Origin of the sequence: Gluconobacter sp. NFX36 (genome assembly GCF_049887835.1) — a bacterium.
Classification (GTDB): Bacteria; Pseudomonadota; Alphaproteobacteria; order Acetobacterales; family Acetobacteraceae; genus Gluconobacter; species Gluconobacter japonicus_A.
The window spans coordinates 1-21039 of sequence record NZ_JAGEKJ010000023.1; the positions used below are offsets into that span (position 1 = coordinate 1).

Here is a 21039-nt window from a genome sequence, read left to right on the forward strand (position 1 = left end):
CCGGCGATGGACCGTGATCTGCTCAAAACGCAGAGCGAAAGTCACCCCGGAAACCCTCAATCAAAGCGCCAAAAAACTAAAATCATCAGACAAGCGCATCAACAAACAGTTCTTCGATCCCTCCAGGCTGATTTCAAGGGCTCACAGAATCCCTAAAATGGCCTAGACTGCCTACAGCGCTGTCCCCAAAGTTGCTTTTCTCTGGGCGCATAAGTGTTTGATTTCATTGATTTATAGGTACTTGGCTGGGGCGGGAGGATTCGAACCTCCGCATGGCGGAATCAAAATCCGCTGCCTTACCGCTTGGCTACGCCCCAGCAGACGCGTTTCAGAAACGCGCTGGAACGGCTTTTAATCCGAACCAGCATGTCTCGTAAAGCCCAATATCAGGATTCAAGTTCGAGTTCGTGATCGGGCAGGCCTGTGTTGCGCATGGCGTCGTCCATTTTACGGCGTGCCGAGGCTTTGAGGACGCCGAGCCGTTCGGCGCGGTTCAGAGCGCTGTCGAGGGCCGCCATGGTGCTGCCGAGATCCTGACTCTCGTCTTTTTCCCAGGCGCGCAGGGCGTGGCCCCAGACGGCGGTCAGGGCGTTGACGCGCCAGAGGCCACCCAATCCAGAGCAATTTATGCCTGCGGCGTCTGCGAGCCAGTGCATGGAGTCCATGGTGGCGCCTGCCAGAAGAGCGGCGAGGGGGGGATCGTAAGGGAGGGCGTGCAGGACAGCGCGGACGCCTTCGCGGTATTCTTCGAAAATATCGAAGCGACGCATCATCAGGTCGAAGAGGTATTCGCGCAGGGTACCGCCGTTACCGTCGTCTCGGAGTGCGCTTTCGTCTGCCAGTCGGCCGAGGCGGAGGAGGAGCAGGGCTTTGACGGGGTAGTGGGAGCGCACGGCGTCGACCGGGAGGCCTGCGTCACGTGCGGCATCCACGAGTGAGAACCGGTGCCAGCCGTCTGTTCCTGCCAGGCTTAACGCAGATTGCAGGAGGGCGATGTCGAAGGCTTCCCTGTCCAGTTCCGGTGTGCTGTCTGGTGTCAGCTCATCGGTGTCAAATGGGTCCTGCCGTTCTTCCATTGCCGGTCTCCTGTCAAAAACATGTTTCTTATGGTGGGAGCGTTTGCCTGAGGCGGCAAGTTCCCACCGGAAAGAAACGGTTACCCGGCGAGTTCGTCGGCTCGTTTTGTCGCGGCGTCAATGGCTTTTGCAATATTTGCAGGCCAAGCGTCGGGTGCCATGAGGACACTCAGGGCTGCGGCGGTTGTTCCGTTGGGGCTGGTGACGGCCTTTCGGAGGTCTTCTGCGTCATCGGGCAGATCGTCGAGCATACGGCCTGCGCCGTAGATGGTTCCGCGTGCCAGACGGCGGGCTGTTTCTTTGGAGAGGCCGTGGGCTTCCCCGGCTTTTTCCAGCAGTTCTGCGAGCAGGAAGACGTAAGCGGGGCCTGATCCGGAGACGGCGGTTACGGCCAGGAGATCTTCTTCTTTTTCCACGCGGACGACGTCGCCTACGGCGAAGAGGAGCTCATGGCAGAGTGTGGCCTGTTCGGCTGTGGCGTTGGGTGGGGCGTAGAAGCCGCTGATGCCAGCACCGATAGCCGAAGGGGTGTTGGGCATGGCGCGGAGGACGGAGATTTCCGCTCCAGCTTGGGCTGCTGCTGAAGCGAGGGCTTCGCAGGTACGACCGGCCATGACGGAGAGGAGGGCTGATTTCTTGAACCGGCTTCCGAGGGCTTTGCCGATGTCTTCGATGGTTTTGTCTGCGCCTGCTGGTTTGACGGCGAGAACAATGATGTCGGGTGTGAAGGATGCCGGGATTTCGGCGGGGCTGCTGGCGATTGTCAGGGTGTCGTCCGAGGCTGTTCGGTGACGGTCAAGGACGACGATCTTTGGAGGTGTGGGGGAAGCGAGCCACCCGTCGAGGAGCGCGCCTCCCAGTTTTCCACAGCCAGCCAGAAGGATTGAGGGGGTGGAAGGCAAGGTCAGGCGTCTCCAACACAGTCAAGCATTGCGGCATCCAGTGCATCCTGAGGGGATTTGCCGCCCCAGAGAGCAAACTGGAAGGCGGGATAGAATCTTTCACATTCGGACATGGCGATGTCGATCAGGTCTTCCATGCTCTCGCCGGGAAGCGTAGCGACGCCGCGCATGAGGAGCGTATGGCGGAAGGCCGGGGTTCCGGTTTCGGTGTCGATCGTGAAATGGCCGACCCAGAGGCGGTTATTCGCCAGCGAAACCAGTTCGTGGACATCGGCCCGGCGTGCGGCGGGGGAGCGGAGGTCCAGCGTGCAGTTCAGGTGCAGCGCGGAGAGTTCGTCCGACCATGTGAAGTAGAGAGAATAATCACACCACTGGCCCGGGGCCTGGGCTGCCATTTCGGACTGGCCGAGGCGCTCGAATTCCCATTCATACAGGCCCATGACCTGTTCCATGATGTCGAGCGGATGGGATTCGGTTTCGGTGGTGAGTGAGGTGCTCAGGGCAGGCATGTCGGATCTCCCAAGGCCGTGGAGCCTGGCACCGGCCGTGCGCCGGTGCGGCGCTCCAGATGTCTGCGTCTGGAGGCAGGGTGCCTGCCTCCAGCACTCATCACGTTATGGGTCCTTTTGAGACTGCGCAAGTATTACGAGCATCTTCAGTGAGTTCGTATGAAGATGTGTTGCAGTGCTGGCGCAGTCGAATGGGCTGGATCAGCCCTGTGGGCCGCCTTTTTCTTCCGTTGCCAGTTCTTCAAGGGCGGTCAGGCGCGATTCGATGGCGGAGAGGCGGGCTTCTGCTTCGTCCTGTGCCATGCGGGCGCGGGTGGCCATTTCCTGCACGGCGTCGAATTCGTCCCGGCGAACCAGTTCTAGGGAGGTCAGAATTTCATCGACGCGGGTGCGGATGATGGAGTGCAGTTCTTCGCGGGCACCGGTAACAGCGGAAAACGCATTGCCGGCGAGGCCTGCGAGGTCGTCGAAGAAGCGGGGTCTGTCAGACATGGGAGAAACTCCTGCAGAGAGGCGGCGTGTCGTGTGTGGCGCGTCGCTTGGATCGTTTTCGGGGGCAGACTATACAGGAAGGATGATTATCGTCACCGGCGGAGCCGGATTCATTGGATCGTGCCTTCATGCCGCCCTGCGTCAGCGCGGGCTGCGGACGGTTATCGTGGACCGGCTGCATGAGGGGGTGAAGTGGCGGAACCTTGCCTCGCATGCGCCCGATCAGATCATCACGCCTGAGGCGCTTCCGAGTTTCCTTGAGAAAGCGCCAAAGATTGAGGCGGTTTTCCATATGGGAGCCATCAGCGCCACGACGGCGCGGGATGGGGATCTGGTGTGGTCGACCAATGTGGCGTTGTCGCAGTTTCTCTGGCGCTGGTGCGCGCAGAATGACGTCCGGATGATTTACGCCTCTTCTGCGGCCACATATGGCGCGGCGGACAGGCCTGAGATGTTCCGGGATGGTCTGGAGGCGATTGATCCTCTGAAGCCGCTAAACCTTTATGGCTGGTCCAAGCAGGCGTTTGATCTGTGGGTGAAGCGTGAGCTGGCGGCGGGTCATCCGGCTCCGAAGCAGTGGGCTGGGCTCAAGTTTTTCAATGTTTACGGGCCGAACGAGTATCACAAGGGGTCCATGATCTCCGTTGTGAAGGTCAAGTATGATGACCTTCAGCGTGGATCGGCTGCCAAGCTGTTCAAGTCCGATATTCCTGGCTTGCCGGATGGTCAGCAGAAGCGCGATTTCATCTGGGTTGGGGATGTGGTGAACGTCATGCTCTGGCTGTTCGACCATCCCGATGTCAGTGGGTTGTTCAACTGTGGGACCGGTGTGGCGCGGAGTTACCTGGATCTGGCTTATGCGGTCTGTGATGCGGCGCATCGGGCTCGGGATGTCGAGTTTGTTGAGATGCCGGAGAAGCTGCGGGGGCAGTATCAGTCCTATACCTGTGCGGATATGAGCCGACTGCGGGCTGCGGGCTATGATCTGCCGTTTACAACTCTTGAAGACGGTATCCGGCAGTATGTCCGCGATTACCTTTCCCGATCGGAGCCGAACCTTTGAGCCAGCCATTGATGTTTCCGGGGTTTGACCCTGTTGCCTTCCATGTCGGGCCTTTGCCTGTGCGGTGGTATGCACTGGCTTACATGGTGTCGTTCATCATTGCGCTGCCCATTGCGCGACGGTTGAACCGTCTTGCGCCGGAAGTGGCGACGAGTGAGCAGGTCGATGATTTCCTGTTTTACGCCATTCTGGGTGTTCTTCTGGGTGGTCGTCTTGGGTACGTGCTGTTCTACCGCCCTTTGGATTATCTCGCGCACCCGGTGGACATCATCAAGACATGGGACGGCGGGATGTCGTTTCATGGTGGCGCGCTGGGCGTTATTCTGGCTCTGGCGTTCTTCTCTTGGAAGAACCGTCTGAGCTTTCTGGCTTTTGCGGATCGTATTGTGCCGGTTGTTCCGATCGGGCTGGCGCTGGGTCGGTGTGCGAACTTCGTGAACGGGGAGTTGTGGGGGCGTCCGGCGTCTCCCGATCTGCCGTGGGCTATGGTGTTTCCGACGGGTGGGCCGGTCGCTCGGCATCCGTCCGAGCTTTATGAGGCGCTGACGGAAGGCGTTCTGCTGCTGTGTGTGATGCTGTTTGCGGCATCTCGCCCCAAGCTGCGGGGGCATTTCGGGTTTCTGTCGGGATTGTTCCTGTTTGGGTATGCCTGTGCGCGGAGTTTCTGTGAGTTCTTCCGGGAGCCAGATGCGAATATCGGCTTTCTGGCGGGGGGCGTGACAATGGGGCAGATCCTGTGCATTCCGATGGCGCTTGCTGGCATTGGACTGATGACCTATGCGCTGCGTCGTCCATGGCGGGAGACGGCGCATGTCTGAGGCGGTGCTGGGAAGTGATCTGCTCGGTGTGCCGCATGGGTTTTTCACCCGTCTGGGCGGCGTTTCTCCCAAGCCTTATGACAGTTTGAACTGTTCTCTGTCATCGCCTGATGATCTGGAGAATGTGCGGGAAAACCGGGCGCGTGTGGCGCGGCAGATTCAGGTTGAGCCTGACATGCTTCTGGGTTTGAAGCAGACTCATAGTGACATTACGGTTCCTGTGACTGTTGAAACGCCGCTCTGGGCCATGGGCGCTGGGCAGAATGGCGATGCGTTGGTAACGGATCGACCGGATATTGGTGTCAGCATCATTACGGCGGATTGTGGGCCTGTTCTGCTGGCTTCGGGCGATGGTCGTGTTGTTGGGGCTGCTCATGCGGGGTGGCGTGGGGCTGCGGGCGGGATTCTGGAATCCGTTGTGGCGCAGATGGAAGCTCTTGGGGCTTCTGAAATCCGGGCGGCTGTCGGGCCGTGTATCGGGCCGAAAAGCTACGAAGTGGGTCCGGATATGCGGGAGGCCGTTCTGGCGCAGGATCAGAAGGCTGAAGCGTTCTTTCGTCTGGCAGAGCGTGCCGGGCATTTCATGTTTGATCTGCCGGGTTACTGCGCTGCGCGTCTGCGGGCCGCTGGAGTTCAGACGATTGATGTACTTGGCGTTGATACATTGACGGATCAGCGGTTTTTTAGCCATCGACGCCGGATGCTGGCAGGTGGTGGCCATATTGGCCATCAAATTTCGGCTATTCGACCCCTTCTTTCATCATAATATTTCTGGAGCATTGTGAGCTTGTTCCCGGAGCGGTGAGTGTTATCGTTCCGGGATGAAAATGCTTTGTCCTGTCCAGATTCTGTGTTCTGCCGTGATGGCGGTATGTGCGAGCGGTGTGGCTTATGCCGCACCGTCGCATCTTCTTGTGCGTAATGCCTTGATTTTTTCGATGGCCGATGGGCAGAAAGCGCCTTTCAAAGGGTATTTTTCTGTCCGTTCGGATGGCGTGATCGATCACATCGGGGCGGGTCTTCCGCCAAAAGGGCTGAAAGCCGATCAGGATGTGGATCTGCATGGGCACTGGGTGATGCCGGGCTTTATTTCCGCACATAGCCATCTCTGGCAGGCTGCCTATCGGGGGCTTGCTGCGGATCAGACGCTGATGGGCTGGATTGAGGCTCTGTATTCCGGAAAGGCGAGCGTTGCTCGGCCCGAGGACATTTACTGGTTCACGCTGGAGGGGGCGCTGGATCATCTCGCGCATGGCGTGACGGCGGCTTACAATTTCAACTATGGCGGGGCGAATTCCGGAGTTGTTGAAACGACGGACCGGTTGCAGTTCCAGGCAGAGGCAGTCTCTGGACTCCGGTTCGTGCATGGGCTGGAGCCTTTGCCAGGCAAAGCCGATGTGTCGCTTTCTAGAGCCCGGCAGCATGTGGGAGATTTTCTGGCGTGGTCCGCCGGGCAGCATGTTGGGTCTACGTTCCTGTCCGTGATGATCAATGGTGGGACGGGATTTCACGACACCGGAGAGGTGGCGAAGATCGAAGGGGCGTTGATGCGGGAGTATCATCTGTCCAACCAGAGCCATTATCTGGAGCCGCCCGAGAACGTTTCAGCCCAGCAGGCCCGGTTCCACTGGTTTGAGGATGAAGGCATTCTCGGACCGCATCTGATTTTCGGGCATTTCATCCATACGACGCCTGAGATCATTGCCCGATCCGTAAAGGCAGGGGCGTCCATGGTCTGGAACCCGCTTTCAAATGGTCGTCTGGCGTCAGGGACGGCGGATATTCCGGCTTATCTGAAAGCGGGTTTGCGGGTTGGTATGGGAGAGGATGGGGAAGCCAGTGCGGATCTGGCTGATCCTTTCGAAAATATGCGGACCGGGCTTTATGCCATCCGGGACAAGTACCAGAGTGCTGCAATCATGAGCCCGTATGATGTGGTGCGCCTGCACACGCGAGGGAGTGCAGATGTTCTGGAGGTCGGGGATCGTCTTGGGAGTTTGGAAGTCGGGAAATTTGCGGATTTTCTTGTGATTGATCCGACCAATCTTGGGTATGTATTTGACCCGTATGCCACGCTGGTTTTTGCAGCGGCTCAGGAAAATCTGGAGCAGGTCTATGTGGGGGGCGTGCTAATGGTCGAACATGGCAAGCCGCTGAAACAGGATTTTGCGCATGTTCGGCAGGAAGCTGATCGACGGGTTGCGGCCTCTGTTCAGCATTAAAAAAAGCCGGGGTGTGATCCCCGGCTTTTTTTATGTCAGACACTGTGGGTTTTAGCTTCACGATCCCAGAAGCGGAGCTTCCGGCAGGTTGTGATGAAGGGTTGGAAATCGCCATCGTTTTTGATGGCAATTACACCATCGTCCATGTCGTCGGGCGTGATGCCGCCTTTTGCAAGAAGAGGCGCAGCGTCCGGGCCGTAGGCGATGAATTTGGCGTGGGCGAAGGCATCTGCCACGAAGTCACGGGCTGTTGCGTCTTTGCCAAGGAGTTTTGTTCCCTCGGCGGACGAAAGGAGCACGACGGCATCGTAAAGGACGGATGGTGCACCGACGATTTTCTGTTGGGCAGGGATGGTCTGGCCATCTGTTAGAGTGATGCCTCCAACGACGGGAGCGACCAGTTCCATAATTGCTCCTTCCGCCTCGACCTGCGTCTGAAGAGCGTTGAGGAGGGCTGCGTCTGTTCCGTCTGTGACAATGACGCCCAGCTTTCGACCTGCAAAAGAGTCTGGTCCGTTCTTGAGGATGCTGAGCGCTGTCGAGGCGGCCAGATCCGTGATCGGTGTGCGGGCAGTGGGAGCTGGGGCCGGAAGCTCTTTCAGGCCCAGACCTTCGGCCACGCCCTTGGCCAGCGTTTCATCCACATTCAGAAGATGTGCGATGACGCGGGACCGGATGTTTGGCGTCTCGACCTTGCTGAGTTCGAACACGAACGCATTTTTGATGTGCGTTTGTTCGGGCTTTGTCTGGCTGATGTAGAACTGGCGTGCCTGACTGTAGTGATCGGCGAAGAGTTCACCGCGTTCGCGGGTCGTGCGGCCGTTGTCATCGGGGAAGTGTTTGTAGCCGGTCTTGGGGTTTTCACGCGGACCTGCACCCCAGGAATTGGGCTCGTAATTTACGCGACCCTTCGGGTTGTGCATGGCGGCGTGGCCGTCCTGCTGGAAGTTATGGAACGGGCATTTGGGCGCGTTAATGGGGATGTGCGTGAAGTTCGGGCCGCCGAGACGCTTTGTCTGTGTGTCCAGATAGGAGAAGTTTCGGCCTTGCAGGAGCGGATCGTTGGTGAAGCCGATACCGGGGACGACGTTCTGGGTGCAGAAGGCGACTTGTTCGGTTTCTGCGAAGAAGTTGTCCACCATGCGATCCAGCACGAGGCGACCAATCCGGCGAACGGGGACGAGTTCTTCCGGGATAAGTTTGGTGGCATCCAGAATGTCGAAGTCGAATGTGTCGGCGAAGGCGTCATCAAAGAGCTGTACGCCCAGTTCCCATTCCGGATAATCGCCGGATTCGATGGCCTGCCAGAGGTCGCGGCGGTGAAAGTCGGGGTCGGCGCCGTTGATTTTAACGGCCTCGTTCCACACGACGGACTGAAGGCCCTGCTTCGGCTTCCAGTGGAACTTGACGTAGGTGGAGTTTCCTTCGGCGTTGATGAGTCTGAAAGTATGGACGCCAAAGCCTTCCATGAAGCGGAAGGACCGGGGGATAGCCCGGTCTGACATGACCCAGAGGAGCATGTGGACGGTTTCGGGCGAGAGTGATGCGAAGTCCCAGAAATTGTCATGGGCGGACTGGGCTTGCGGGAAACCGCGATCAGGTTCTTCCTTCACGGCGTGGACCATATCCGGGAATTTCATGGCGTCCTGGATGAAGAACACGGGCATGTTGTTGCCCACGAGATCCCAGTTGCCTTCCTCTGTGTAGAGCTTCACGGCAAAACCGCGGACGTCTCTGACCAGATCGGAAGACCCCTTTGCGCCAGCGACGGTTGAGAAGCGGACGAAAGCCGGGACACGGGTTCCGGTTTTTCCAAGAACTTTGGCAGTTGTGTAGTCGGAGAGGGAGTCGGTGAGCTCGAAGAAGCCGTGTGCGCCGTAGCCTCGGGCATGGACGACGCGTTCGGGGATGCGTTCGTGGTCGAAGTGGAAAATCTTCTCCCGAAAATGGAAGTCTTCCAGAAGCGTTCCGCCGCGGGAGCCTGCCTTCAGGGAGTTCTGGTCATCTGCGACGGGTACGCCCTGCTGGGTGGTCAGGGTGGGGATGTCGCCTTCTGCGGTCTGATGGGTTGCCCCTTGGGGGCCGCGCTCGAAGGTCTGGTCACCGATGGTCACGGTGGTGCGTTTATCTGCCGTGTCGCTCATGGGTCGATCCGATCTGCTGTCGTCGCGAGTGTCCGGGAAAGTAATGCCGGGCGCTTCGGCCTGATTTCAGTAAGTCGACTTCCGTTTCGGGAAATCCTTCACTTTAGAAGTCTGAGACGTCGATAAATGTTCCGGAAAATAATTTGGAGAAATGTTCTGAACTGAACGAAAGAGCGGCTCGTTAGCGACTAGACTGGCATGACTGCCGCACTGAAGGAGGCTTGAATGCCTGTTGATCCGCGTCATTGTTATCCCCAGCCTCCTTTTGAGGGGCAAACGCAGCCTTTTCCTGGTCTTTCGGCGAAGATGACGCCGGAACCTGATTATGGTGAAAAAACCTATCGGGGATCAGGAAAACTGACGGGGCAGGTGGCTCTGATTACGGGAGGAGATTCCGGGATTGGGCGTGCCGTGGCTTTGGCTTTCGCTCGTGAAGGCGCCGATGTTGCGGTGTCTTACCTTGATTCTGAGAGTCAGGATGCGAAGGAGATTGCAGGGCAGATCGAAGCCGAGGGACGGCGCTGCCTTCTTTTGCCGGGGGATATTCGGGAGGCTGCTCAGTGTCAGGCGCTTGTGAACAAGACACTGGACGCATTCGGACGGCTTGATGTTGTGGTAAACAATGCGGCGTTCCAGAGTTGGGCAGAGCATCTTGAAGACATCAGCGACGAAGATTGGCAACGTCATTTTGATACAAACACGCATGCCATGTTTTATCTGACGAAGGCTGCGTTGCCGCATCTGAAGCCGGGGGCGTCCATTATCAACACCTCTTCAGTCAATCTGAAAACGCCTCCGAAGATTCTTGTGCCCTATTCGATGACGAAAGCGGCGATTGCGAACTTTACAGTGAGTATGGCGCAGCAGCTTGCGTCCCGAGGCATTCGGGTGAATGGCGTGATGCCGGGGCCGATCTGGACGCCGTTCATTGTGACGGGAATGCCGGAAGAAGCCCAGAAGAGCATTGGGTCTGATGTTCCGCTGGGCCGACCGGGTCAGCCAGCGGAACTGGCTGGGGCTTATGTGTATTTTGCTGATCCGCTGAACAGTTACACGACGGGCGCTTTGCTGGCTGTTAATGGCGGGATGCCGATGCTCTGACCGGGTTGGATATTCTGGATTTCAGTGGAACGCCTGCTCCTGATCGAGCGGGCGTTTTTCTGTTCTGGGGCCGAAGATCATAGTGGTGCCCGCGCCTATGAGCAGGACGCAGGTTGTGAGGCCGAAGACGCCTGGGAAACCGGCTTTTGGGTAAATCCAGCCGATCAGGACAGGGGATGAGATAGCGCCCAGGCGTGCGATGGCGGAAGCCAGTCCCATGCCTCTTCCGCGCAGGGATGTTGGGAAGAGTTCCGGGGTGTAGGCGTAGATACCACCGTAGGTTCCGTTCATGAACATGGAGAGCAGGATGCCGAAGATCAGGACCTGTGTGGGTGTCTGGCTTGCGGCCAGGCCAATAGCGCTGATTCCGCCGCAGATCATGAAGGTTGCCACTGTGGGGCGTCGGCCGAGACGTTCCGTGCAGACAGCTGAGGCGAGATATCCGGGAAGTTGTGCGGCGTAGATCGAAATGGCGTATGCGAAGCTGCGGGTCACGGTCATGCCACGTTCGATCATGAGCGTGGGGATCCAGGTAAAGAACGCGTAGAAGCAGAAGGTGATGCTGAGCCACATGACCCAGCTCATGAGCGTAGAGCGTCTGAGGTTGGGAGCGAAAAGATCGCTCAGGGAGCGGTTGGCTCTTCCGGCAGTATCGGGTGTTGTTGAAAGACCGACGGCCAGTCCTGCGCTTTGTTCAATCATTCCGACAATGCGACACGCTTCGTGCGTGCGTCCCTGCTGATCGAGCCATCTTGGAGATTCGGGAAGAGTTCGTCTCCACCAGAGAAGCATCAGGACGGGTAGGGCTGTGGCGGCCAGTGCCCATCGCCAGCCGTCGGGGGAGGAGGGGACGATCATGAAGCCGAGGATGGCAGCTGTCACGTAACCGAAGGAATAGAAGCCGGTGAGGCTGGCCGTGAAGGCTCCGCGATAGCGTGAGGATACGAATTCACTCAGATAGGGGGCGATGATCGTGGCTTCCGCGCCCGCACCCAGTCCAGCGAGAAGACGGGCGCTGAAGAAACTGCTGAATGTGTGGGAAACGGCGGATAGCAGGGATCCGATGGCGTAAAGCGCGAGGGCGCTCATCATGACGGAGCGCCTGCCGGATCTGTCTGCCCATAAGCCTGCCAGTAGAGAGCCGATGCCGTATCCCAGATAGGTTGCGCTTCCCAATAGTCCGAGGAATGGACCGGACAGGTGCCATTCCGTTTTTAGAACAGGAAGTGTGAAAGCGACGATCGCAGAATCCAGACCGTCAAACATATATCCGCAGCCTCCAAGAATCAGGAGGCGGCGATGGAAGGGAGTGAAGGGGAGGTGCTCGAGGCGTTGGGCAATGCTCATGGGTTCTCTGGGGCGCGGGCAGCTATGGGGCGTGTGACAGACTATCTGGGGGGCTGGGGGCGGGTCCAGTCATGGCGGATGAGGGGCGTGAGGTATGCGGAATCCGGGAAAAAGGTTGTGTGTGTCGCAGTTTTCCGCTATTTCGCCGCTCGCACAGGCACCCCTGGAGGTCTGTGTGGTAACGAAATTCAATACGCAGGAGCGTAACAGTGGCTAATTTGACGACACTTGCTGTCTCGACGCGCGCGAAGGCTGGTAAGGGGGCAGCGCGCGCAACGAGACGTGCCGGGCTGGTTCCGGCTGTAATCTATGGTGGCAAGCAGGAGCCTTCCATCATTGCTCTTGATCCGCGCGTGATCATGAAGGAACTGCACCGTGGTGGCTGGTCTTCCCGCGTGTACAACCTGGCAGCAGAAGGCGCAGAGCCGGTTGCAGCTCTGATCCGTGACGTGCAGCTGCACCCGGTTTCCGATGCTCCGATTCATGTGGACTTCCAGCGCGTTTCCGCTGGCACGAAGGTTCACGTTGAAGTCTCCATCGTCTTCACGGGCGAAGAAAAGGCTCCGGGCATCAAGCGCGGTGGCGTTCTGAACGTTGTCCGTCACTATGTTGACGTTGCTGCTGACCCGGCCAACATTCCTGAGCACTTCACGGCTGACCTGAGCGCGCTGGACATCCATGACAGCGTTCGTTGGGCTGACCTGAAGGGCACCGAAGGCGTTTCTCTGACGGGTGGTCAGGCTACGGATATCGTGATCGCTTCCGTTGCTCCGCCGACCATCGATGCAGAAATGGAAGCTGAAGCTGCTGCCAAGGCTGCTGCGGCTGCTGCGGCTGCTACGGCAAAGCCGGGCGCAAAGAAGAAGTAAGTCATGAGGCTCTGGACCGGTCTCGGCAATCCCGAGCCGGGGATGAGCCGTCATCGACATAACATCGGCTTCATGGCGGTTGATGAAATCGCCAGGCGTCACGGGTTTTCCCCGTGGCGAAAGCGCTTTCGGGGGGAGACCTCTGAAGGAACGCTTGGGGGGCAGAAAACCCTGCTCCTCAAGCCGATGACCTACATGAACCTGTCGGGCGACAGCGTTCAGCAGGCCGCGCAGTTCTTCAAGATCGCGCAGGCCGACATCACCGTTTTCCATGATGAACTCGATCTTGCTTTCGGCAAGCTGCGCATCAAGCGCGGCGGCGGTGCGGCAGGGCATAATGGCCTGCGCTCAATGGATCGCTGTCTTCCCGGGCCGGATTACTGGCGTGTGCGCATGGGCATTGGCCATCCGGGGCACAAGGACCGGGTGCACGGGCATGTTCTGGGAAATTTCGCCAAGGCGGAAGAACCGGAGCTGGAGCGGTGGCTTGAAGCGGTTGCGGATGCTGCGCCTATTCTGGCCAGAGGCGAGAATGAAGCGTTCATGACAAAAGTGGCGCTGCTTACGGCCTGAATGTCGGGAGACTTCGGGTGTCTTATGGTTAGCTTTTTTCACTGGTATAACGTGCTGGGCGTTGCCGGAGAGATCTCTCCGGCGGGAATCGTACTCTGTTGCCTGTTTTGCGGGGTGCAGGTGTTGTCCGTGGGCGTGGATTCTGCGAACACAGGGCAACTGAATTCTGAGACTGGGCTGACCGCACTGGCGGCCTGAAAGATGGAGAGCACAATGGGTTTCAATTGCGGCATCGTTGGTCTGCCCAATGTTGGCAAGTCCACGTTGTTCAATGCCCTGACGGAAACAGCCGCAGCGCAGGCAGCGAACTACCCATTCTGCACCATTGAACCGAATACGGGCCGTGTTGCCGTGCCGGACCCGCGACTGGATATTCTGGTGAAGATCGGCAAGTCCCAGAAAGAAATCCCGACCAGCCTTGAGTTTGTTGATATTGCGGGGCTGGTTCGTGGTGCGTCCAAGGGGGAGGGGCTGGGGAACCAGTTTCTGGCGAATATCCGCGAGACGGATGCGATCATCCATGTTCTGCGTTGCTTTGAAGATGATGACATCACCCATGTTGAAGGTGGGGTCGATCCGGTTCGGGATGCGGACATCATCGAGACCGAACTGATGCTTGCGGATCTGGAAAGCCTTGAGAAGCGCCAGATCAATCTTCAGAAGCGTGCGCGGGGCAATGACCGCGAAGCACAGGCCCAGCTTGAGCTGATGGAGCCGCTGATTGCGGCGCTGCGTGATGGTAAGCCTGCCCGTACGGCGGTGCCGAAGGGCCAGGAAGAGGAAGCAGCGCGTCTTCAGCTGCTGACGACGAAGCCGGTTCTGTATGTTTGCAATGTTGAGGAGGCTTCTGCGGCCACTGGAAACGCGCACTCGGAGGCGGTTCGCAAGCGTGCTGAGGAAGAAGGCGCTGGTGTTGTGATTGTGTCTGCGGCGATCGAGGCTGAGGTCAGCCAGTTGCCGCAGGAAGATCGTACGGAGTTCTTGGAAGGGCTTGGCCTGAGTGACAGTGGTCTGGATCGTGTGATTGCGGCTGGCTATCGTCTGCTGGGTCTGCGGACATACTTCACGGTTGGCCCGAAAGAAGCGCGTGCCTGGACGATTACTGCAGGAACGAAAGCGCCTCAGGCTGCTGCCGTCATTCACAATGACTTCGAACGTGGCTTTATTGCCTGCGAAACGGTTGCTTTTGACGACTATGTGGCCTGCAATGGTGAAGCAGGAGCCAAGGAGGCCGGGAAGTTGCGGATCGAAGGCAAGGAATATGTTGTGCAGGATGGAGATATTCTCCTCTTCCGATTCAATGTCTGACGCTGCGACTATTCTGAAAAGCCTGACGGATAAAGCCCGTCAGGCGAGCCGGGGTCTGGCGCGGGCTGATGAGGCTACGCGGAACAGGGCGCTTTTGGCTGCGGCTGCGGCACTTCGTGAAAATTCTACAGCGATTGTTGCGGCCAACCAGCAGGATCTGGCCACATTGTCTGCTGACCGGACGGCAGCGTTCCGGGATCGTCTGACGCTGACGCCTGAGCGGGTCGAGGCTATGGCAAAGGGTCTGGAAGACGTTGCCCAGCTGCCAGATCCGCTTGGACGTATTCTGACGGAATGGGAGCGACCGAACGGGTTGCTGTTTCGCCGGGTTGCGGTGCCGCTTGGCGTCATTGGTATGATCTACGAAAGCCGGCCGAATGTTGGTGCTGATGCTGCGGCACTTTGCATCAAGTCGGGCAATGCCGTCATTCTGCGTGGTGGTGGTGAAAGCCTGAATTCGGCACGTGCTATTCATGCGGCGATGGTTGCTGGGTTGGAGCAGGCGGGTCTTGATCCGGCTTGCGTGCAGATTCTGCCTTCTGCTGATCGTGCGTTGGTCGGAGCTTTGCTTCAGGCGGCTGATGGGGTTGATCTCATTATTCCGCGCGGTGGAAAGTCTTTGGTCGAGCGTGTTCAGCGTGAGGCGCGTGTGCCTGTTCTGGCGCATGCGGATGGGCTGAATCACACCTATGTTCATGCCAGTGCTGATCCGGATATGGCGCGTCGGGTGCTGCTGGATGCCAAGATGCGCCGGACCGGGATCTGTGGGGCGACGGAGACGCTGCTGATTGATCGAGCAATTGCTCAGTCACTGCTGCCGCTGATTGTAGACGATCTGGCTGCTAAAGGTTGTACGTTCCGGGCAGATGAAGCTGCTCAGGCGATTGTTTCGTCTTTACCGGCGGCCAGTGCGGCGGATTTTGATACCGAGTGGCTGGATTCGATTCTGTCCATTGCTGTTGTGGATGGCGTTGAGGATGCTCTGGAGCATATTGCCCGTCATGGCAGTGCGCATACGGAAGCGATCATTGCCGAAGATCCCGAAGCCGCTGCTGTGTTCCTGAATGGGACGGACAGTGCGGTGGTGTTGTGGAATGCGTCTACGCAGTTCTGTGACGGTGGTGAGTTCGGATTCGGGGCCGAGATCGGTATTGCCACGGGGCGCATGCACGCTCGTGGGCCGGTCGGACTCGAACAACTGACCTGCTATCGCTACGAAGTTCGTGGCAATGGGCAGGTGCGCGGCTGACCGTGATCCCGACTTTTGGGGATGGGCGCCGGATGCGGGTTGGCCTTCTGGGGGGGTCCTTCAATCCGGCGCATATCGGGCATCTTCAGGTGGCGCAGCGTGCCTTGCGCGCTCTTCGGCTGGATCAGGTCTGGCTTATGGTGTCACCGGGAAATCCGCTGAAGCCTCGGAAGGGTATGGGGACGTTCAGGGCGCGGCTTGGATCGGCGCGGAGGCTTGCGGACGGGAGACGGATCTGTGCGACAGATATCGAAGCTCGTCTGAAGCAGCGTTACACGGTAAAGACTGTGGCGTTGTTGAAGCAGCGTTTCCCGAATGTGCAGTTTGTCTGGCTCATGGGGGCTGATGGGTTAGCGCAGTTTTCTCGATGGAAGAACTGGCGTGCTCTGGCCCGGATGATTCCGATCGCGATTCTGCCCCGACCAGGGAGTGTGACTCCGGCATTACATGGGGCGGCAGCCTCGGTTTTGCGTCGAAATCGGCGGCCATCGAGAGAGGCCCCCATACTGGGGCGGAGAAAAGGAAGCGCTTGGACGTTCCTTTCTGCGCCGCAGAACGATATATCGGCTACAGCGTTGCGTGAGTCTGGGCAAACCTGTCTGGACGCGGATCAGGAGTAAAAACCATCACCAAGACGACCTCAACCGACCCGAAGGCCAAGACCACGCGTCGGAAAACCAGCACCCCTGATGCGGCACTGGCCGAGGCTGCCAAGGTGCCGGGAACGCCTCGCAAGAAGGCTGCTGCTGCCGGTCCGAAGAAGACAGCGGTCAAGCGCGAGCCTGTGCAGCCGGATGTTCTGACGAAAATGCTCTCCATCATCACGGCGAGCCTTGAGGAAGACAAGGCAGAAGACATTGTGGTGGTGGATCTGGTGGGACGCGCCAATTTTGCTGACCGCATGGTTGTCGCTACAGGTTTGGCGGACCGTCAGATTGCGGCCATGGCTCATCACATCGAGAAGAAGCTGGGTGAAGAAGGCTTCAACCGGGTTCTCGTTGAAGGGGCTAATGGCAGCGACTGGGTGCTGCTTGATGCCGGTGACATTGTTGTTCATCTCTTCAAGCCGGAAAGTCGTGAGCTCTACGGTCTGGAAAAGATGTGGAGTGCCGATCTGGATTCGAGCGAATCCGAAGTAGCTGTCGGTAAGGGCGAAGAGCAAGGCTGAATGAAGCTCGTTGCTATTGGACGTCTGAAATCCGGGCCCGAACGGGAATTGTTTGACCGTTATGCGGCCCGGATTCGTCCGGCTTTGACGGTTACGGAGTTGCCGGCTTCCAAAGGTTCGGTTCAGGAGCAGAAGCGGAGAGATGCCAGCGCCCTGCTAGGGGCCTGCCCTGACAATGCCTTCATCATTGCATTGGATGAGGGGGGTAAAGTGCATGGGAGCTTGCAGTTTGCTTCCCTTTTTTCCCGCTGGCAGGAAACGGGACGTCCTCTTCATTTTCTTATAGGCGGGGCCGAAGGACTAGACAGTTCTGTCATCCAGAGAGCTGATGCTGTCATTTCTCTGGGGGCCATGACCTGGCCTCACATGCTTGTACGGGTCATGATTGCAGAGCAGATTTTCAGGGCTCAGGCGATTAATTCCAATCATCCGTATCATAAGGATACGCGGCCTGATTGAAGTTCGACCACTTGTCTGAACACAAAAAAAGCGGGGATCTACCCCGCTTTTTTTGTGAGCTCAATCTTAGCGGATTGAGCGGTTGGGAGCGTCTGAGGTGAACGCGTCGTCTGGGGCTTCAGCAACTTCCGTGTTGCTCATCGGGTGGCCCAGAGCGTTCGAACCGTGAAAAACAGCGCGATGCCGGAAGGTCGTAGGGTGGCTTTCACGGGCCACCATAACCTGTCGTGCTGGGCGTCCATCATCCGGGCGGCCATAAATGAAGCCATAAGTGGGATAGATGCTACCGAATCGTCCGCTACGGTCATTCAGTGCAACGCGGACTGCGCTCCAGTCATTGTTGGGCGATACGTCTACAACGCGCACATTGTGTGCGATGCCGTTGGAGGCCCAGTGAGACTGGTCAATGTAGATGGTGCGGCTGTTTTCTACCGCGCGAACGACGGCCACATGGCCCAGTGGCATACGGCGGATGGCGCGGAAGTTCAGGACTGATCCTGCTTCCGGAGCGTTCCCGCGGGCATAGCGGCCAGCAGCATTGTACCACCAGTCACGGGCATTGCCGTGAAGGACAACGTCAGAAGCTTCTTTTGCGTAGGCTACGCACTGAATGACGTGTGCCGTGGAGAATGTGTGGTGGTGGTAGGAATGGGATGCTCGGTGAGAGCGGAAAACACTGTGACCGCCGTGTGAACCACGGAGGTGTTTGGCCTGTGCATGACTTGAAAAGAACATGACCGCTGAGAGCGCCAGGGCAGAGAAAAAAGTTTTCCGGCAACTTTTATGCGTCACGATCTTTTTGATCCTGAATTGGCTTGTGTCGTTCGGGTGACAGGGAGCTAACAATCTTCATGCAACCCTGACAAGGGCAGAATGCATTGCTGAGGGTTAAATTTTCATTTCAGTTGAAAATCTTTCTTGCGTCGCATTCTGCCTTAATTATGCCTTATTGTCCCGAAGCGGTTTTATTTGGTCGTCGTCAGCATGATTTCCACGAGGATGCGTGGGTCAGCCATGACGGCCTGAACGCAGGCACGTGCAGGAGCTAGGCCTTCCTGAAGCCATGCGGACCAGTGGGTGTTGAGGGCATCGCGATCAGCAATGTCTTTCAGCCAGATCTGTGCCTGAAGAATGCGGGTGTTGTCTGTGCCGTGTTCTTCAAGAATGGCGTCTAGTTGGGCGAGAACATCCTTTGTCTGTCCGTTGATGTCTTGGGACAGGTCTTTTGCGACAACACCCTGTGTGAAGATGAAGCCGTGGTATTCGACAGCCTTGGACAGGATGGTGTTGGGTTCTGTGCGGATGATACGGCTCATGGAATATTCCTGATCCTGAGGGAAGAAAGGTGCAGAGTGATGCGCCTTTGAGGGCGGGTCAATCACCCTGTTGGTCCCTTGTGGTAGGGGGAAGGACGCGGTATCGCCGGGAACGATGGATGAACCGGCCGGTCGGGAGACAGAAGCGTGGTCCCTTTGAATGTCAAAAGAGTAGCTGTGACGCCGATCCGGCAGAACTGCACGATCCTCTGGGATGAACGGAACCATGCCATCGTTGTGGACCCGGGCGGCGATGTAGATGATCTGCTTCAGGAGCTCACTGGTTTGACAGTTGATGCGATCCTGTTGACCCATGGGCATCTTGATCATGCCGGTGGGGCTGATGACCTTCGGACGCGTCTGACTGAAGCACAGGGGCAGCCTGTCCCGGTTCTGGGGCCTGATCGTCGGGATGCGTTTCTTCTGAGTACTATTGAACAGCAGGCAGCTCATTTTGGTTTGAGCGGAATGGTCAGTGTCGTGCCGGACCGGTTTCTGGAAGATGGAGAGACGCTGCGGCTTCTAGGGCACGATATTGAGGTGCGGCATCTTCCGGGTCATACGCCTGGCCATGTGGTTTTTATTGATCATGCCAGTGGTAGAGCAATCGTCGGGGACACGCTGTTTCGTCGGACGGTAGGGCGCACTGATTTTGCGTATGGCGATTCTGAAGCCTTGATTGCTGGTATTCGACGCCAGCTTCTGAGTTTGCCCGATGAAACCGTCGTGTTGTGTGGGCATGGAATGCCAACCACAATTGGTGAAGAGCGTCGCTCCAATCCGTTTCTTGTTGCTGGTCTATAAATTTTCAAAGGGGTTTTTCATGCGATTTTCTGTGTGTTCCGTGTTGGCTGCTGCATGTTTTGCTGTTGGTGGGCTGTCTGGTTCCGCTTATGCAGCGGAGGAGCCGATCCGTCAGGCGCAGCCCGTTTTGCCGACGGCACCTCTGACGATCACCACACAGGATGGGGTCAAGCATCAGTTCACGGTGGAGCTTGCAAAAACATATCGTCAGCAGGAAGTCGGCGAGATGTTTCGCAAGGAATTGTCGAAAGACAAGGGGATGCTCTTTCTTTGGCCTCGCCCGCAGGTTTCCGATATGTGGATGAGGAATACTCTAGTGTCTCTGGACATCGTGTTTATTGATTCCACCAACCATATTCATGCGATTGCTGAAAAGGCTGTGCCCTTGAGTGAGGCCATTCTCAGCAGTAATGGTTCTGTTGCCAATACGCTTGAGCTTGCCGGGGGTGTTACGGAAGAGCTGGGTATCCGGGTGGGTGATGCGGTCAGCAGTCCGGCTTTGAAGCACTGAAACGATTGTGAAGGTTCTTGTTACTGGAGCGGCTGGCTTTATTGGGTTTCATGTTGCGAACGCATTGCTTGCTCGCGGAATGGATGTTGTCGGTGTTGATACGCTCAACAGCTATTATGACCGCTCTCTGAAAGAGGCCCGACTGAAGCCGTTGGATGGGCAGGCGAATTTCTTGTTCTTGCAGATGGATGTGTCTGACAGAGATGGGATGACGTCTCTTGTGGCAGCACATCCGGATATTGAGATTGTCATCCATCTGGCCGCGCAGGCGGGTGTTCGATATTCGCTGGTGGATCCTTATTCCTATGTACAGACCAATGTCATGGGGCAGGTCGTTCTGCTGGAAGCGTGTCGAGCGCTCAAAAAGCTGAAGCATTTCGTTTATGCGTCTTCATCCTCTGTTTACGGTAGAAATCGGTCATTGCCTTTTCGGGAAGATGATCGGGTAGATGAACCAAGCTCTTTGTATGCTGTCACCAAGAGAGCGGGTGAACTTACGGCATCTACCTATGCGTATCTTTATGGAATCCCTCAGACTGGATTGAGGTTCTTCACTGTCTATGGACCCTGGGGGCGTCCCGACATGGCGTATTATGGTTTTGCCGAGGCGATTTGCGCGGGGAAGCCTGTGACCCTTTATGAGGGTGCCGATCTGTCGCGGGATTTCACATATATAGATGATATTACTGCGGGCGTTCTGGATGTCATGGATTTGCCGCCGGAGAAGGGGCAGGCGAGACTTCTGAATCTGGGTGGAGATCGCCCTGAGCGTGTAACAGCTCTGATTGGACTGCTGGAAAAATATCTTGGACGTTCTGCGCGGGTTGAGCTTCGAAAGCGACCGGTGGCTGATATGGAAAAGACTTGGGCCAGTTTGGAAGACGTGCAGGCGCTTTGCGGATGGACTCCTAAGGTTTCCTTAGAAGAAGGCGTTATGAAATTCGCAGCCTGGTACAGGGAATTTCATAAAATCTGACTTTATTTCATTTTTCTTATATTTTTTGGTTGACGGGTATGTGTGGTGGTCTTATAAGCCCGTTCACCGACGCGGCGGGGCCTTCTTCGAGGGTCTGGCCGGGACGGTTAGAGACTGTGATCTTTGAAAATT

At 57.4% G+C, this 21039-nt stretch carries 23 protein-coding genes and 1 tRNA gene; 15 read left to right on the forward strand and 9 right to left on the reverse strand.

Going from position 1 to position 21039, the window contains the following annotated elements; genetic code table 11:
- Positions 1 to 242: 242 nt before the first annotated feature.
- The 5 genes from J4P41_RS14520 to J4P41_RS14540 all read right to left on the reverse strand — a co-directional run bounded on the left by J4P41_RS14520 (position 243) and on the right by J4P41_RS14540 (position 2979).
- Positions 243 to 317: transfer RNA gene (locus J4P41_RS14520), tRNA-Gln, on the reverse strand.
- A 69-nt stretch (positions 318 to 386) separates the two neighbouring features.
- On the reverse strand, positions 387 to 1076 hold the full coding sequence (locus J4P41_RS14525; RefSeq protein WP_426067678.1) for a TetR family transcriptional regulator: 690 nt from the start codon (positions 1074 to 1076) through the stop codon (positions 387 to 389).
- Between the two features lie 80 nt (positions 1077 to 1156).
- Positions 1157 to 1978 (reverse strand): pyrroline-5-carboxylate reductase, encoded by an 822-nt coding sequence (gene proC / locus J4P41_RS14530; protein WP_426067679.1) that lies wholly within the window; start codon positions 1976 to 1978, stop codon positions 1157 to 1159.
- 2 nt (positions 1979 to 1980) lie between these two features.
- On the reverse strand, positions 1981 to 2487 hold the full coding sequence (locus J4P41_RS14535) for a YbjN domain-containing protein (protein WP_023944444.1): 507 nt from the start codon (positions 2485 to 2487) through the stop codon (positions 1981 to 1983).
- Between the two features lie 201 nt (positions 2488 to 2688).
- The gene (locus J4P41_RS14540) at positions 2689 to 2979 is read right to left on the reverse strand and encodes an accessory factor UbiK family protein (protein ID WP_426067680.1); all 291 of its coding nucleotides are present in this window, start codon (positions 2977 to 2979) and stop codon (positions 2689 to 2691) included.
- 82 nt (positions 2980 to 3061) lie between these two features.
- Between J4P41_RS14540 and rfaD the strand changes: the two genes are divergently transcribed.
- The 4 genes from rfaD to J4P41_RS14560 are packed head-to-tail and all read left to right on the forward strand — an operon-like array spanning position 3062 to position 7082.
- The gene (rfaD, locus tag J4P41_RS14545) at positions 3062 to 4042 is read left to right on the forward strand and encodes an ADP-glyceromanno-heptose 6-epimerase (protein ID WP_426067681.1); all 981 of its coding nucleotides are present in this window, start codon (positions 3062 to 3064) and stop codon (positions 4040 to 4042) included.
- 11 nt (positions 4043 to 4053) lie between these two features.
- The gene (gene lgt / locus J4P41_RS14550; protein ID WP_426067692.1) at positions 4054 to 4860 is read left to right on the forward strand and encodes a prolipoprotein diacylglyceryl transferase; all 807 of its coding nucleotides are present in this window, start codon (positions 4054 to 4056) and stop codon (positions 4858 to 4860) included.
- Positions 4853 to 5626 (forward strand): peptidoglycan editing factor PgeF, encoded by a 774-nt coding sequence (gene pgeF / locus J4P41_RS14555; RefSeq protein ID WP_426067682.1) that lies wholly within the window; start codon positions 4853 to 4855, stop codon positions 5624 to 5626. The genes lgt and pgeF overlap by 8 nt, the downstream gene beginning before the upstream one ends.
- Positions 5627 to 5681: 55 nt before the next feature.
- Positions 5682 to 7082: an amidohydrolase family protein gene (locus J4P41_RS14560; protein ID WP_426067683.1), complete on the forward strand. Its 1401-nt coding sequence runs from the start codon at positions 5682 to 5684 to the stop codon at positions 7080 to 7082.
- Between the two features lie 35 nt (positions 7083 to 7117).
- Here the strand turns inward: J4P41_RS14560 and J4P41_RS14565 are convergent, their stop codons facing one another.
- The gene (locus tag J4P41_RS14565; RefSeq protein WP_426067684.1) at positions 7118 to 9226 is read right to left on the reverse strand and encodes a catalase; all 2109 of its coding nucleotides are present in this window, start codon (positions 9224 to 9226) and stop codon (positions 7118 to 7120) included.
- 225 nt (positions 9227 to 9451) lie between these two features.
- Between J4P41_RS14565 and J4P41_RS14570 the strand changes: the two genes are divergently transcribed.
- Positions 9452 to 10327 (forward strand): SDR family oxidoreductase, encoded by an 876-nt coding sequence (locus tag J4P41_RS14570; RefSeq protein WP_426067685.1) that lies wholly within the window; start codon positions 9452 to 9454, stop codon positions 10325 to 10327.
- Between the two features lie 21 nt (positions 10328 to 10348).
- On the opposite strand, the gene J4P41_RS14575 is transcribed toward J4P41_RS14570, so the two are convergent.
- Positions 10349 to 11674, reverse strand: coding sequence for an MFS transporter (locus tag J4P41_RS14575; protein WP_426067686.1), 1326 nt, complete (start codon positions 11672 to 11674; stop codon positions 10349 to 10351).
- Between the two features lie 209 nt (positions 11675 to 11883).
- Here J4P41_RS14575 and J4P41_RS14580 point away from each other — a divergent pair, with 209 nt between their 5' ends.
- From J4P41_RS14580 to J4P41_RS14610, 7 genes are all read left to right on the forward strand, one after another.
- Positions 11884 to 12543 carry a 50S ribosomal protein L25/general stress protein Ctc gene (locus J4P41_RS14580; RefSeq protein WP_062018581.1) on the forward strand — a complete coding sequence of 220 codons (660 nt, stop codon included), beginning with the start codon at positions 11884 to 11886 and terminating at the stop codon, positions 12541 to 12543.
- A 3-nt stretch (positions 12544 to 12546) separates the two neighbouring features.
- On the forward strand, positions 12547 to 13116 hold the full coding sequence (gene pth / locus J4P41_RS14585; RefSeq protein WP_426067687.1) for an aminoacyl-tRNA hydrolase: 570 nt from the start codon (positions 12547 to 12549) through the stop codon (positions 13114 to 13116).
- Between the two features lie 213 nt (positions 13117 to 13329).
- Positions 13330 to 14424, forward strand: coding sequence for a redox-regulated ATPase YchF (gene ychF, locus J4P41_RS14590; protein ID WP_007284278.1), 1095 nt, complete (start codon positions 13330 to 13332; stop codon positions 14422 to 14424).
- Positions 14417 to 15673 (forward strand): glutamate-5-semialdehyde dehydrogenase, encoded by a 1257-nt coding sequence (locus tag J4P41_RS14595; RefSeq protein WP_426067693.1) that lies wholly within the window; start codon positions 14417 to 14419, stop codon positions 15671 to 15673. Before ychF ends, J4P41_RS14595 begins: the two co-directional genes overlap by 8 nt.
- Positions 15674 to 15705: 32 nt before the next feature.
- The gene (locus J4P41_RS14600; protein WP_426067694.1) at positions 15706 to 16293 is read left to right on the forward strand and encodes a nicotinate-nucleotide adenylyltransferase; all 588 of its coding nucleotides are present in this window, start codon (positions 15706 to 15708) and stop codon (positions 16291 to 16293) included.
- 95 nt (positions 16294 to 16388) lie between these two features.
- Positions 16389 to 16841, forward strand: coding sequence for a ribosome silencing factor (gene rsfS, locus J4P41_RS14605; protein WP_061929063.1), 453 nt, complete (start codon positions 16389 to 16391; stop codon positions 16839 to 16841).
- Positions 16842 to 17300 carry a 23S rRNA (pseudouridine(1915)-N(3))-methyltransferase RlmH gene (locus J4P41_RS14610; RefSeq protein ID WP_061929061.1) on the forward strand — a complete coding sequence of 153 codons (459 nt, stop codon included), beginning with the start codon at positions 16842 to 16844 and terminating at the stop codon, positions 17298 to 17300. It begins immediately after the preceding gene.
- A 66-nt stretch (positions 17301 to 17366) separates the two neighbouring features.
- On the opposite strand, the gene J4P41_RS14615 is transcribed toward J4P41_RS14610, so the two are convergent.
- Entirely contained in the window at positions 17367 to 18092 is a 726-nt protein-coding gene (locus J4P41_RS14615) for a CHAP domain-containing protein (protein ID WP_061929059.1), read from the reverse strand.
- A gap of 173 nt (positions 18093 to 18265) precedes the next feature.
- Positions 18266 to 18616 carry a RidA family protein gene (locus J4P41_RS14620; RefSeq protein ID WP_426067688.1) on the reverse strand — a complete coding sequence of 117 codons (351 nt, stop codon included), beginning with the start codon at positions 18614 to 18616 and terminating at the stop codon, positions 18266 to 18268.
- A 147-nt stretch (positions 18617 to 18763) separates the two neighbouring features.
- Here J4P41_RS14620 and J4P41_RS14625 point away from each other — a divergent pair, with 147 nt between their 5' ends.
- From J4P41_RS14625 to J4P41_RS14635, 3 genes are read left to right on the forward strand one after another with little or no spacing between them, the layout of a single operon-like run.
- Positions 18764 to 19420, forward strand: a complete 657-nt coding sequence (locus J4P41_RS14625; RefSeq protein WP_426067689.1) for an MBL fold metallo-hydrolase — start codon at positions 18764 to 18766, stop codon at positions 19418 to 19420.
- A 19-nt stretch (positions 19421 to 19439) separates the two neighbouring features.
- Positions 19440 to 19931, forward strand: a complete 492-nt coding sequence (locus J4P41_RS14630; RefSeq protein ID WP_426067690.1) for a DUF192 domain-containing protein — start codon at positions 19440 to 19442, stop codon at positions 19929 to 19931.
- A gap of 7 nt (positions 19932 to 19938) precedes the next feature.
- A complete protein-coding gene (locus J4P41_RS14635; protein ID WP_426067691.1) occupies positions 19939 to 20907 on the forward strand; it encodes an SDR family NAD(P)-dependent oxidoreductase in 969 nt (322 codons plus the stop codon).
- The last annotated feature ends 132 nt before the right edge of the window (positions 20908 to 21039 follow it).

Coding starts and splice junctions, on each gene's coding strand:
- J4P41_RS14560 (WP_426067683.1), top strand. CDS start 5,682: ATGAAAATGCTTTGTCCTGTCCAGATTCTGTGTTCTGCCGTGATGGCG.
- J4P41_RS14565 (WP_426067684.1), bottom strand. CDS start 9,226: ATGAGCGACACGGCAGATAAACGCACCACCGTGACCATCGGTGACCAG.
- J4P41_RS14610 (WP_061929061.1), top strand. CDS start 16,842: ATGAAGCTCGTTGCTATTGGACGTCTGAAATCCGGGCCCGAACGGGAA.
- J4P41_RS14595 (WP_426067693.1), top strand. CDS start 14,417: ATGTCTGACGCTGCGACTATTCTGAAAAGCCTGACGGATAAAGCCCGT.
- pth (WP_426067687.1), top strand. CDS start 12,547: ATGAGGCTCTGGACCGGTCTCGGCAATCCCGAGCCGGGGATGAGCCGT.
- ychF (WP_007284278.1), top strand. CDS start 13,330: ATGGGTTTCAATTGCGGCATCGTTGGTCTGCCCAATGTTGGCAAGTCC.
- J4P41_RS14540 (WP_426067680.1), bottom strand. CDS start 2,979: ATGTCTGACAGACCCCGCTTCTTCGACGACCTCGCAGGCCTCGCCGGC.
- J4P41_RS14570 (WP_426067685.1), top strand. CDS start 9,452: ATGCCTGTTGATCCGCGTCATTGTTATCCCCAGCCTCCTTTTGAGGGG.
- J4P41_RS14525 (WP_426067678.1), bottom strand. CDS start 1,076: ATGGAAGAACGGCAGGACCCATTTGACACCGATGAGCTGACACCAGAC.
- J4P41_RS14535 (WP_023944444.1), bottom strand. CDS start 2,487: ATGCCTGCCCTGAGCACCTCACTCACCACCGAAACCGAATCCCATCCG.
- J4P41_RS14630 (WP_426067690.1), top strand. CDS start 19,440: ATGCGATTTTCTGTGTGTTCCGTGTTGGCTGCTGCATGTTTTGCTGTT.
- rfaD (WP_426067681.1), top strand. CDS start 3,062: ATGATTATCGTCACCGGCGGAGCCGGATTCATTGGATCGTGCCTTCAT.
- J4P41_RS14575 (WP_426067686.1), bottom strand. CDS start 11,674: ATGAGCATTGCCCAACGCCTCGAGCACCTCCCCTTCACTCCCTTCCAT.
- J4P41_RS14620 (WP_426067688.1), bottom strand. CDS start 18,616: ATGAGCCGTATCATCCGCACAGAACCCAACACCATCCTGTCCAAGGCT.
- J4P41_RS14600 (WP_426067694.1), top strand. CDS start 15,706: ATGCGGGTTGGCCTTCTGGGGGGGTCCTTCAATCCGGCGCATATCGGG.
- lgt (WP_426067692.1), top strand. CDS start 4,054: ATGTTTCCGGGGTTTGACCCTGTTGCCTTCCATGTCGGGCCTTTGCCT.
- pgeF (WP_426067682.1), top strand. CDS start 4,853: ATGTCTGAGGCGGTGCTGGGAAGTGATCTGCTCGGTGTGCCGCATGGG.